We start from the raw sequence: 11,572 nt of genomic DNA on the forward strand, positions 1-11,572 counted from the left end.
TCCTCGAAAAGGTGCTGGGAAGGTGCGATGGTCGAAACGTTCGTGGGTGAAGCCGGAGAGAAGTTCTCCGACGTCAGGCGGATCGCGGTGCTGCGCGGCGGAGGCCTGGGCGACCTGATGTTCGCGATGCCGGCGGTGGCCGCGCTGGCCGCGGCCTATCCGGAGGCGTCGATCACGCTGCTCGGCAACCCCTCGCACCGGGCGCTGCTCGGGAACCGGCCGGGTCCGGTGTCGGAGGTCGTCGTGCTGCCGTGTGCCGAGGGTGTGCGCCCGGGTCCGGAGGATCCCGAGGCGCTGGAGCGGTTCTTCACCCAGATGCGCAGCCGCGAGTTCGACCTGGCGGTGCAGGTGCATGGCGGCGGTCGCTTCTCCAACCCGTTCCTGCTCCGCCTGGGGGCTCGGCACACGGTCGGCACGAAGACCGAGGACGCGCAGCCGCTGGAGCGGAACCTGCCCTACCTCTATTACCAGCACGAGATGCTGCGCGCCCTCGAAGTGGTGGGACTGGCAGGTGCGCCGGTGCAGAACCTGGAGGCGCGGCTGGAAGTCACCGCCGAGGAGCGCGCCGCCGCCGCACAGCTGCGGGATCCGCAGGCGGCTCGACTGCTCACGATCCACCCCGGCGCCACCGACCCCCGTCGCCGCTGGCCGGCCGAGCGATTCGGCGAAGTCGCCGCTCGTGCCCTGGCCGAAGGCTGGCAGGTCCTCGTGGTCGGGGACGAGTCCGACGCCGCGGCCGCCGAGGTGATCGTGGAGAGGGCCCGGCGCGGCGCCTCGGTGGGTGTCGGAGCGGCGTCCGGTGACAGCGCCTCGACCGGTGACAGCGCCTCGACCGGTGCGGGCGCCTCGGCGGCGGGCCTGGTGCGCTCCGTCGCCGGGAAGCTGGCCCTGCCCGAGCTGCTGGGCGTGCTCGCCGCCAGCGACGTCGTGCTGGGCAACGACAGCGGTCCGCGGCATCTGGCGATGGCCGTCGGGGCGAAGACGGTCGGGCTCTACTGGCTGGGCAACCACATCAATGCGGGACCGCTCGGCCGGGGGCGTCACCGGAGCCACCTGTCGTGGGTCACGCGCTGCCCCGAGTGCGGTGCAGACGTCACGCAGGTGGGATGGACCGCTGAACGCTGTGAACACGATCCCTCCTTCCTGACGGACATCCACGTCGAACCGGTGTTTGCAGATGTGAAGTCGCTCGTCTCCGGCGGCTGACCTGGCCGGCGGTCGCCCTGGCCGGGCGGCTGACGCGACCGGGCGGCTGACCTGATCGGCAGGTGACCTGACCGGCGACCGCGGCCCGGCCGATCCTCGGGCAACCGCGGCCCGACACGGCCGGCCCGGTCGCTGAGCGCCGGCCGGCCGGCTCAGCCGATCAGGGCCATGAGTCCTCGCCCTCGTGGGCGATCAGCATCTCGCGGACCTCGACGTTCTGCGGCTGGGTGAGCGCGAAGACGATGGCCTCGGCGACGCGTGCCGGCTCGTTGAGGCGCGAATCGTCCTGCGGCTTGTACTGCTCGGTGCGGCCGTCGAAGAACTTGGTCTTCATCCCGCCGGGGATGAGGTTGGTGACCCCGACCGTGCCCGCGGTCTCGGCTGCCAGCGCCTGGCTGAAGCCGCGGACGCCGAACTTGGACGCCGAGTACGCGGTCGCGCCCGATGCGCCCTTGAGCGCCAAGGTCGAGGAGACGGTGACCACGCGGCCGTGCGACTCCTTGAGATAGGGGAGTGCCGCACGGACGGCGGACACGGTGCCGAGCAGATTGACGGCCAGCACCTGCTCCCACTGCTCCGCCGAGATCTCGTCGAGCTCGCCGGGCGTGTCCATGCCCGCGGCGGTGACGATCGCGTCGAGGCCGCCCAGGTCCTCGGCGACGTCGGTGATGGTGCGCTGCACCGCCGCCCTGTCGGTCACGTCGAGCTCGTGGGCGCGATAGGCGCCGGCGTTGCTGATGTCCTTGTCGAGGACGACAGGCGTGCCCCCCGCCCGGCTCACGGCTTCGGCACAGGCCAGGCCCAGTCCCGAGCCTCCGCCGGTGATGACCACTCTGCGCGAGTCCATGTTCATGCAATCAGTCCTTTCGGGGTGATGGTTCGTGGTGTGCGTGGCAGCACTGCTGTCCGCGCGCTTCCTGCGTCGTCTTCTACTCGGAGCCGGCCGGGACCGTGCCCACGCTCCCCGCCGGTCACCCGACCGCCTGGAGCGCCTCGGCCAGCAGGCTCGTGGAACGGGCCGGATGGAACGGGACGGTGACGGCCTGTCCGCCCCAGCTGCGCATCAGCTGCGCCTCGGGCAGCGTCTCGATGTCGTAGTCGCCGCCCTTGACCCAGAGGTCGGGCCGCAGGCTGCTGAGGATCGCCTCCGGCGTGTCCTCGCCGAAGACCGCCACCGCGTCGACACATTCGAGCGCTTCGAGCAGCTCGACGCGATCCTCCTGCTGCATGATCGGGCGGGTCTCGCCCTTCAGGCGACGCACGGAGTCGTCCGAGTTCAGGCAGACGACGAGGAAGTCGCCGAGGCGCCTCGCCGCTGCCAGCGTCCGCGCGTGGCCTGCGTGGAGCAGGTCGAAGCAGCCGCCGGTCGCGACCACTGTGCCGCCCTCGGCCTGAATCGCCGTGATCCGGTCGCGCAGGCTCGGCTCGGATTCCGCGGCCGCCGGCTTGCGGCCCAGAGTCGCCACCCCACCGGCGGCGATGAACTGACTGGCCTCCGCCACGGCGGCCTCTGCCGCCTCGGCGATCGACTGCGACTGCGCCAGGTGTGCGGCCAGGCTGCCGGCGAACCGGTCGCCGGCCCCGCACGTGTCTCCCGAGGCGGACGAGCTCACCGGGATGAACTGCGGCAGGCCGGTGTCGCGGTCGAGGACGGCAGCGCCGCCGTGACCCAGGGTCACGACCGCCGCCTGCACCGGCCACCGGCTCAGGAGCTCCTCGGCGGCCCGCGCGGCCTGACGGCTGCTGCGCTCCGGGAGGCCGGCGATCGCGCACGCCTCTCCGACGTTCGGGGTGACCGCGGCGGTGCCGGCTACAGGAGCGGCGCCCTTGGGATGCGGGTCCCAGACCACCGGCACAGTCGCGGCGACCGCGCTGAGGGCCTCCCGCAGTTCCGCGTTCGCGCTCAGTCCGCGGCCGTAGTCGGACACGACGATCGCGTCGGCGCTCCGCAGGGCTTCGAGCATCTCCGAGGTGACCGGTGGAACCCCGTCCACCTCGCAGTGCTCATCCATCCGGGCGACGACGTGATCGTCGGCGAACAGCCGCTTCTTCACGGGGGTGGGGCGACCGGACGGTCCCGCGACGAGCCGCACTCCCTGGAGTCCGCTGCGCAGTCGCGAGCCGCCGTCGTCGTCGCCGAGCACGGTGACGAGCGTGGTGTCGCAGCCGGCGTCTGCCAGCAGGAGCGCCGTCAGGCCGGCCCCACCCGGGCGGTACGACGTCTCCGCGACGTCGATGACGGGCACCGGACCATCGGGCGACAGCCGGTCAGCGGTGCCGTGAACGTCGGCGTCGAGCAGTACGTCTCCGACAACGATGAGCTTCACAGCCGCACCTCCCGGACTCGTCCGACCTGTCGCCTGCTGTGGGTCGTGGTGTTCTGCGTGCGGGTGATCGCCGGGCCTGGCTCGTCCTGCCCGCGCTCGGTGCGGCGCGCTGACTGCCGCTCTCCACGGCGCGCGATCTCCGCGTCGAAGGCCTTGCAGATGCTGTGGATGGCCATCAGGTGCGCCTCCTGCACATTCGGCGAGGCGGCTTCCACCGTGATCGCCTCCTGACAGATCTCGGTGAGCGGGTTCGGGCCCGGACCGGTCAGCGCCCAGGTGCTCACACCCAGTCGATGAGCGGTCTCGGCGGCCTTGAGGAGATTGGGGCTCTTGCCGCTCGTGGTCATGAGGACGAGGACGTCGCCGGGGCGGCCGTGGGCCTCCAGCTGGCGGGCGAACACGTTCTCATAGCCGTAGTCGTTGCTGATCGCGGTCACTGCGGAGGAGTCGGTGTTCAGCGCGATCGAGGCGAATGCCGGTCGATCCTGCGCGAACCGGCCCACCAGCTCCGAGCTCAGGTGCTGCGCCTCCGCTGCCGACCCGCCGTTGCCCGCGGTGAATAGGCAGCGGCCGTCCGACAGCCGGTCGGCCAGCTCCAGGGCCCAGCGGCGCAGGGTCGGCGCGTGGCTGCGCAGCGACCCGACCGCCAGCGCGACGCCGTCGAGGTGTTCCTCGATGCCGTCGTCGCCGGGGCAGTCGGCGAGATCGGTCGTCTCGGTGCCGGTCCGGTTGGTGCCGTTGGTTGCGGCTGTGCTGGAGATGGAGCTGGTGCCGGTGCCGTTGGTCGCGGCCGTGCTGCGGAATGTGCTGGTGCCGTTGGTGGCGGCTGCGCTGCGGAATGTGCCGGTGCCGTTGGTGCTGGGATGGGCCGCCAGCTCCGAGCGCCGTCCGCCGGTGCTCAGACCCAGCGGCAGGTGGAGGACATCGGCCGAGGTGCCCGCCGGCTCCAGCACCTCGCGCGATTCCAGCGCACCAGCAGGATCGAGAGCAGTCAGTGAGTCGGAGGTGCTGCGGGAGCGGGAGCCGAGCAGCTCTTCGTAGACCTTCTCGGTCGAGGCTGCCACGACCGGCCAGGCATAGCGCTCACGGGCACGGCTGACGCCGTTCCTGCCGAGCTCGGCGGCCAGTGCCGGGTCGGCGAGCAGTCGGGCCCCGGCGTCGGCGACCGCCTCGGGGTCACGGGGCGGAACGTGCAGCCCGGTGACACCGTGGACGACGGTGTCCGCCAGCCCGCCCACTTCCGCGGCGACCACGGGGACGCCGCAGGCCATCGCCTCGAGCGGAACGATTCCGAAGGGCTCGTACCAGGGCGTGCACGCGACGAACGCTGCGCTGCGCAGGATCGACGGCACGTCGTCGCGGGGGACCTGCCCGCGCAGCACGAGACGGTCGGCGACTCCCAGCTCCTCGGCCAGCCGGAGCAGACGGACAGCCTCCGGATCCTCGTGCAGGTCCGACTGCGAGGCGCCGCCGCCGATGATGTGCAGCTCGACATCGCGGTATCCGCGCTCGGCCAGCTCCGCCAGCGCCGTGACCGCGAGGTCCATGCCCTTGCGGGCCACCAGCCGGCCGACGCAGACGATGCGGCGCATGCCTGCGGTGTCCTCCACGGCCTGATCTGCGCGGAAGAGGTGCAGGTCCACCCCGCAGGGGACGATCGAGACCCCGTCCGGGCTGATGCCGAACGCCCGCAGCTCGGACACTTCGTCGCTGCAGGTCGCGATGATCCGGTCAGCGTCACGACCGACCTGTGGCTCGAGCACAGCGCGCTCGGGCGGGCTCGTGTCGAGCTCACCCTGGTGGCGGCGCTTCACCGTGCCGAGGGCGTGGAAGGTGTGGGCGAGCGGCACCCCGGTCAGCCCAGCGGAGTCGAGCGCGACGCGGGCCGCCAGTCCCGACATCCAGAAGTGCGAGTGGACGATGTCGGGCCGGGTGTCGGGATATGTGGTCCAGTGTTCGGCGATGCCGCGGCCGAGCTCGTCCATGAACGGCAGGAACTCGTCCTTCGGAACATAGGCCGCCGGGCCGGCGGTGATGTTGACGACTGTCACGCCCTCGCCCAGATCGACCAGGTCGGGCAGTGCCGGGTCGTCGCGGCGGGTGAACACCGTGACGGAGTGGCCGCGGTCGGCCAGCGCCTGGGAGAGCGCCGCGACGTGCACATTCTGTCCGCCGGCGTCGACGCCGCCGAGAGCGGCGAGCGGGCTCGCATGCTCGGATATCATCGAGATCTTCATGACTCTCTGCCTTTCTCGGAGGGTGCCCGGTGTCCTGCGCCCGCCGGTGCTGTGTGCAGTGCGGCTGATGGTGGGGCGAACTGCTCGATGAGCGCATCCCAGTCGGTGAGGAACCGGCCCAGCCCGTATTTCTCCAACACGTGCTGGCGGGCCGCGACGCCCATCCGGGTGGCCTGCTCGGGCTCGGCCAGCAGCTGTGCGGCCGCCTCGTGCAGTTCGGTGACGTTCGTGGAGATCACGCCGGCCTCCGGCGGGATCGCTCGCAGCGCCTCGGTGGTGGCCAGCGCAACGACGGGCATGCCCAGATGCATCGCCTCGAGCAGCGACAGGCCGAGCGAGGTCCACCGGATCGGATGCAGATAGACCCTGCGGCGTGCCATCTCCCGGTGGAGGTGATCGCGCTTGAGGTCGCCGAGGATGGTCAGTCGGTCCGGTCCCAGGCCGATGGCTTCGGCGAGGTTGTCCGCACCCATTCCGAAGACATCGAGAGGGCCGGCCTGGGCGAATCCGGGCAGGAGGTCCGTGCCGGTGACCCGCCAGCGGCGGACCGGCTCATTGCTGACGATCGCCAGGTGAGGCAGCTCGCCGGTGTACTGGTAGCCGGGGTCGCGGATGCCGTGCTCGATCACCGTCGTCGGCGCGCTGCCGTTGTCCCACATCAGCTCGTTGAAGTGGGTGACATGGGCGATCGGGATGATGTTCTGGTGCGCGAGGGGATGCACGGTCCCCGGCACCTCGCCCTTGGGAGTATTGTGCTCGACGAAGATCGCCGGAAGCTCCTCTCCCAGGCGGCGGCCGAGCAGCCGCTCCGCCTCCGCGAGCTCCTCGGGCCGCTGCAGGATCACCAGGTCGATGTCCTCCGACGCGAGGGCATCCGGGTGGACGTCGCGCACCGAATCCGGCCAGTCGCGGTCGGCCCGCCCCAGGCCCCACGGACCGCCTTCCGGCAGTGCGGGCAGCAGGTACTCGTGGCGTCCGTGGACGAAGGCGTCGGTCCAGGACCCGTGGACATGCCACAGCAGGATTCTCATCGGGCGGTCCCTTCGGTCGGGGCGGTATCGGTCGGTGCGGTATCGGTCTGTGCGGATTCGGTCCGTGCGGAATCGGTCGGGGCGATATCGGGTGATGAAAAGGGAGGGCTGGACGCCGGGTGGGCATCCGTCGGGCTGGAGGCGGCGGGCACGAAGCCAGGTGTCGGTGCGGAAGCTGTGGGTACGGATTCGGTCATCGCTGATGCTGCCGGCGATGGGCCAGGTGTCGGTGCGGCACCTGCCGCCGCGGATGCTGCCGGCGCTGATGCCGCAGCGAGCAGCCGCTCGACGGCCGCGAGGACGTCTTCAGCAATCACCGAGGCGAGACACGGGTGACCCGGAACGGGGCAGTCACGGGCCCGGGAGTTCCGACAGGGCGCATCCTGGTCGCCGAGCAGCTCGACCGGCACGCCGTAGGGGGCCCAGCGAACAGCGGGCACGACGGGGGAGAAGAGGCTCACCACCGGGGTGCCCACGGCAGCTGATAGGTGGGCCGGGCCGGTGTTGCCGCAGATCACGACACCGGCGCGGGAGAGCACCTCGGCGGTGCCGCGGAGATCGGTGGCCCCGCCCAGGTCGATTCCCGAGGCGCCCGCCACGTAGGAGGTCAGCGCCGTTTCGTTCGGCCCGCCGGTGACGACGACTCGGTGCCCGTGCGCGCTCAGCAGCTCCACGGCCTCCGCGCTGCGCTCGGGCGGCCACATGCGGGCGGGCACGGCTGCCCCGGGATGGACGACGACGTAGGGCTCGTCCGGGTCCAGGACCCGGCTCGCGCGATCACCGGCGGGTGCGCTCAGTGGGCCGGCGGCGTCGCGCGGGGCGGTAGGTGCATTCAGTGGACCGGCGGCGTCGGGCGCGGCGGCAGGCGCGCTCAGTGGGCCGGCGGCGTCGCGCGGGGCGGCCGGTGCGTCCAGCCGGCTGCTCGCACTCATCGTGCCGCTCGCGGCTGCCGAGCTTCCGGAGCGCGCCGCTGGTCGGAGGTGCGCCGGTGTGCCGAAGAAGGCGCCGGTCGGGTCGACGATGTGCATCCTGCCGTCGTCGCCTGCGGGAAGCTCGTAACCCGCCGCGGCTGCGATGCCGAGTGCGCGCTCCACCTCGGGCTGGTCCTCGGGGAAGTCCTCGCCGGGTTTGAGCCGGACGTCGAGCAGCGAGCCGGCGAAGTCGGTCGAGGCGCCCGAGATCCGCTTGATTCCGGCCAGCCGCAGCACGAGGGCCAGCGGCAGGGGGGACTGGTGGAACGAGGTGAATATGACGGCCTCGTCGAAGCGGGCATGCCGAACATAGTCGCGCAGCGCCCCGATGTGCTCATCGTCGACCGGTGGCGCGGGCACGATGGTCCACGGACTGGCCCAGGTGAACAGCTCGGTGGGTTCGGGGAGCAGCTCCGCGGCGGCGCGGCCCTGCGGTCCGCACAGCAGGGCTACTTCGCTGACCTCCGGGTGGGAGGCGATGGCGCGGATCGCGGGGCCGGTGACGAGCACGTCACCGGCGCTGTCGAGGCGGGCTGCCAGGACCTTCGTCATCGGCGGCCTCCCGAGCGGGTTTCCGCCGACGCGAGATCAGCCGACGCGAGATCAGACGTCGCTTCGGAGGGGACGACCGGAGTCGCGCCGAGCCCGGATTCCAGGTTCACATCGGGGGCGACGTCGATGGCCGCATCCGATGCGGGATGCTCACCCAGGCAGATGGAGACCGCTCGGGTGATGTCGGCAGCGACCACCTCGGCGGCTGCCACCTCTTCGCGCAGCGTGATGTCCGTGGGCACCAGGATGCCCCGACAGCCGGCCGCCGCGGCGGCTCCCATGTCGGCGCCGATGTCGCCGATGAAGACCATGTCCTCGGGGTCGATCCCGAGGAAGCGGGCGGCGGACAGCAGCATGCCCGGTCGGGGCTTCCGGCACTCGCAGCCGTCGGCGGCGACGTGCGGGCAGATCTCCCACACATCGAACGGACCGAGCAGCTCGGCAACGCGGGCATTCACAGCGTCCACCTGATCACGGGTAATGAGGCCGCGGCCGATCCCCGACTGGTTGCTGACGACCCCCACGGGGATGCCGTGAGCACGCAGCCGGGCAAGCGCCTCGACGGCGCCGGGCATGGGTTCGACGAGGGCGGGATCTCCGTTGTACGGCACGTCGACGACGAGGGTATTGTCGCGATCGAACATGACGGCGGTCGGGAGGGGACGAAGATGGACAGACCCACAGTGCTGGCATTGCGGGCGCTCAAGCTCGGTGATCTGCTGGTGGCCGTGCCCGCTCTGCGTGGGCTGCGCGCCGGCTTCCCCGACCACCGCCTGGTGCTGGCCTGCGCGGAATGGCTGCGGCCCCTCGTCGATCTCATCGGCGGGATCGATGAGCTGCTGCCGACTCCCGGTCTGGATGACCCGCTCGGCATGCCGCCCGGTGTGGCGGACGTCGTCGTCAATCTGCACGGCAGCGGAGCCGAGAGCAGGGACCGGCTGGAGGCGCTCGAGGCGCCGCGCCGGATCGGTCACATGGCGCCGGGCTGGGACGGCCCCGAGTGGCGTGACGACATCCACGAGCGCGAGCGGTGGGTGCGGCTGATCAACGCGCACGGCGTGACCGGCGATGCGCTGGACTACAGGCTGGATCCGCCGGATGTCGACGTCTCCGGCTTCGGCGCCGGCCCCGGGTCCGCGATCGTGCACGTGGGAGCCTTCTACGCGAGCCGACATTGGCCGGTCGATCGATTCGCCGCAGTGGTCGAGGACCTGGTCCGCCGCGGCAAGCGGGTGCTGCTGACCGGCGACAAGCGGGAGCGGGAGCGAGCCGAACAGGTCGCGGCACTCGTCGGCGAGGAGTTCCGGGGCGATGGTCGCGTCTGCAACATCGCCGGGACTATGTCGCTGACGGAGTTCTTCGCGGTGATCGCCGGAGCCGACATCGTGGTGTCCGCAGATACGGGAGCGGCCCATCTGGCCAGCGCCTTCGGACGGCCGTCCGTGGTGCTGTTCGGGCCTGCCGAGCCGCTGCATTGGGGTCCACCGCCGGGACCGCATCGAGTTCTCACCGACGAGAGTCTGCGCAGGGGCGATGTCTTCGCCGACAGTCCGGATCCAGCCCTGTTGGCCGTCGGCGTCGCCGACGTCGTTCGAGAGGTCGATGGTCTGCTGCGGTGACCCGGTGCGGAGACTCCCCTTGATCATGGCCTCCTGAACTCCTCGTGATGACAAACTTCTGCTTCTCATGAATACAAGTTGATTTGTCCTCGAAAAACAAGCCGATGAGGGGTAGAAGTTGAGATCAGAGCATGTGTCTCCAGGTCAGAGGAGTAGCTGAAAGACTACTGAGTACGCCTCGAAATATGACAAGGCATCCTTTCTTCAAACTGATGTGAGCCGGTCAGCGCGAACTGAGGCGCGATTCGATCAGCGGCGATCGAGCTGGGTGGCGGAGTCGTCGTGGAACCGAGGCCAAAGTCGGCGAGCCCGCGGGGTCGTCGAGCACCGTCCCTGGTGAGCGGGCGAACGGCGAGTGCTGGTCAACTGCCGAGCGGGTGGGGTCAGCTCGTGTGAGCGGGTGGCCGGTGGTGAGCGGGTGGGGCCAGCTCCTGTGAGCGGGTGGGGTCAGCCTTTCGAGCCGCCGACCTCGATCAGGAGCACGCCGCCGACGATGAGCGCGACACCCAGCCCCATGACCCAGGTGAAGGGCTCCTTGAAGATCAGTCGACCGGCGATCGCCGTGAGTGCGACGCCGGCCGCAGACCAGATTCCGTAGGCGACGCCGATGGTCATCCCCAGATGCAGCGTGACGGCCAGCATCGAGAAAGCGATCCCGTAGCCGATGACCACGGGAATGAGCCAGAGTCGGCTGCCCTGGGATGCCATGCGAAGGCACAGGGTGGCGGTGACCTCGGTCAGGATCGCAATGATGAGCGCGAGCCAGACCATTATTCGAGGCTTCCTTCACGCTCGTGCAGGTGCTGCTCATGGTGCTCGCCCGGCTCATACTGGCCCGGCTCATGCTCGCCCGGCTCATGCTGCTTATGCCGGTCGTACTGCTCGCGAGCGGCGGACTGTTTGGCTGCCTGACCCGAGCCGAGCTCGACCGCTAGGACACCGGCGATTACGAGGACAATTCCGATGAGCATCGTGTCGGTGAGGGGATCGCCGAAGAGAACTGCGCCCATGATCGCTGTCAGGGTGACGCCCAGGGCGCCCCAGATTCCGTATGCAACGCCAATAGGCGTGCCCTCGCGCATCGTCAGCGCCAGGAAGAAGAACGCGATCAGATAGGCGACAACGACGAGACCATAGAAGATCGGGAAGTCGACGGCAGCGCTGAGCGAAAGCGAGCCAGTCACCTCTGCAACGATCGCGATCGTCAGGAACAGCCACCGTCTCATGGTTGCGGCCTCCCGGTACTCCAACCCCAACCCCACGTACCCATTGCCACCGGGGAACCGTATCACCCGTGCGTGATACCGGCTGCAGAAACCAGAAGCACGGGAAATGAGGTCGACGGCGGAACCGCCCGACGCGGTTCCCAGGGGGCCGCCCGGCGTTGCCCGATCACCTCGCCTTGTGCTTCTGATGGTTTCAGAAGGGTGGGATGTCGTTGGGGTTGTTGAAGGGTGGGGTCGGGGGTGGTGCTGTGCTGAGCCAGGTGTCGTCGTCGTGGTACCAGTCTTCACCGTGGTCTCGATCCGGCGTTGGGGGCGCGTCAGGGGGTGCGTCAGGGGGTGCGTCAGGGGGTGCGTCAGCGTGACGGGTGTGGGCAGGGGCTGGTTGCCGGGTGAGGAGGTCGGT

Annotated in this window: 10 protein-coding genes and 1 pseudogene; 2 read left to right on the top strand and 9 right to left on the bottom strand. The window is 70.3% G+C overall.

The window, feature by feature from the left end:
* The first annotated feature begins 27 nt into the window (after positions 1 to 27).
* The gene (locus LXN01_RS14655; protein ID WP_236866316.1) at positions 28 to 1,206 is read left to right on the top strand and encodes a glycosyltransferase family 9 protein; all 1,179 of its coding nucleotides are present in this window, start codon (positions 28 to 30) and stop codon (positions 1,204 to 1,206) included.
* A gap of 160 nt (positions 1,207 to 1,366) precedes the next feature.
* Here the strand turns inward: LXN01_RS14655 and LXN01_RS14660 are convergent, their stop codons facing one another.
* The 7 genes and pseudogenes from LXN01_RS14660 to LXN01_RS14690 all read right to left on the bottom strand — a co-directional run bounded on the left by LXN01_RS14660 (position 1,367) and on the right by LXN01_RS14690 (position 8,968).
* Positions 1,367 to 2,059, bottom strand: a complete 693-nt coding sequence (locus LXN01_RS14660) for an SDR family oxidoreductase (protein WP_236866318.1) — start codon at positions 2,057 to 2,059, stop codon at positions 1,367 to 1,369.
* 118 nt (positions 2,060 to 2,177) lie between these two features.
* Positions 2,178 to 3,533, bottom strand: coding sequence for a D-glycero-beta-D-manno-heptose 1-phosphate adenylyltransferase (gene rfaE2 / locus LXN01_RS14665; RefSeq protein WP_236866319.1), 1,356 nt, complete (start codon positions 3,531 to 3,533; stop codon positions 2,178 to 2,180).
* Complete coding sequence (locus LXN01_RS16520; protein WP_236866332.1) at positions 3,530 to 4,486, bottom strand: D-sedoheptulose-7-phosphate isomerase; 957 nt, start codon at positions 4,484 to 4,486, stop codon at positions 3,530 to 3,532. Before LXN01_RS16520 ends, rfaE2 begins: the two co-directional genes overlap by 4 nt.
* A 36-nt stretch (positions 4,487 to 4,522) precedes the next feature.
* A pseudogene (locus tag LXN01_RS16525) lies at positions 4,523 to 5,770 on the bottom strand (glycosyltransferase); the annotation flags it as partial.
* Entirely contained in the window at positions 5,767 to 6,801 is a 1,035-nt protein-coding gene (locus LXN01_RS14680; RefSeq protein ID WP_236866321.1) for a glycosyltransferase, read from the bottom strand. The gene LXN01_RS14680 and the pseudogene LXN01_RS16525, both read right to left, overlap by 4 nt.
* Positions 6,798 to 8,324: a glycosyltransferase family 9 protein gene (locus tag LXN01_RS14685; protein ID WP_236866323.1), complete on the bottom strand. Its 1,527-nt coding sequence runs from the start codon at positions 8,322 to 8,324 to the stop codon at positions 6,798 to 6,800. The genes LXN01_RS14680 and LXN01_RS14685 overlap by 4 nt, the downstream gene beginning before the upstream one ends.
* Positions 8,321 to 8,968, bottom strand: coding sequence for a D-glycero-alpha-D-manno-heptose-1,7-bisphosphate 7-phosphatase (locus LXN01_RS14690; RefSeq protein WP_336885282.1), 648 nt, complete (start codon positions 8,966 to 8,968; stop codon positions 8,321 to 8,323). The genes LXN01_RS14685 and LXN01_RS14690 overlap by 4 nt, the downstream gene beginning before the upstream one ends.
* Positions 8,969 to 8,992: 24 nt before the next feature.
* On the opposite strand from LXN01_RS14690, the gene LXN01_RS14695 reads away from it, so the two are divergent.
* Positions 8,993 to 9,943, top strand: a complete 951-nt coding sequence (locus LXN01_RS14695; RefSeq protein ID WP_236866326.1) for a glycosyltransferase family 9 protein — start codon at positions 8,993 to 8,995, stop codon at positions 9,941 to 9,943.
* A gap of 447 nt (positions 9,944 to 10,390) precedes the next feature.
* On the opposite strand, the gene LXN01_RS14700 is transcribed toward LXN01_RS14695, so the two are convergent.
* The gene (locus tag LXN01_RS14700) at positions 10,391 to 10,714 is read right to left on the bottom strand and encodes a DMT family transporter (protein WP_236866328.1); all 324 of its coding nucleotides are present in this window, start codon (positions 10,712 to 10,714) and stop codon (positions 10,391 to 10,393) included.
* Complete coding sequence (locus LXN01_RS14705) at positions 10,714 to 11,169, bottom strand: DMT family transporter (RefSeq protein ID WP_336885283.1); 456 nt, start codon at positions 11,167 to 11,169, stop codon at positions 10,714 to 10,716. The genes LXN01_RS14700 and LXN01_RS14705 overlap by 1 nt, the downstream gene beginning before the upstream one ends.
* Between the last annotated feature and the right edge of the window lie 403 nt (positions 11,170 to 11,572).

The organism is Brevibacterium daeguense, assembly GCF_021729135.1.
In the GTDB taxonomy this organism is placed as follows: Bacteria; Actinomycetota; Actinomycetes; order Actinomycetales; family Brevibacteriaceae; genus Brevibacterium; species Brevibacterium daeguense.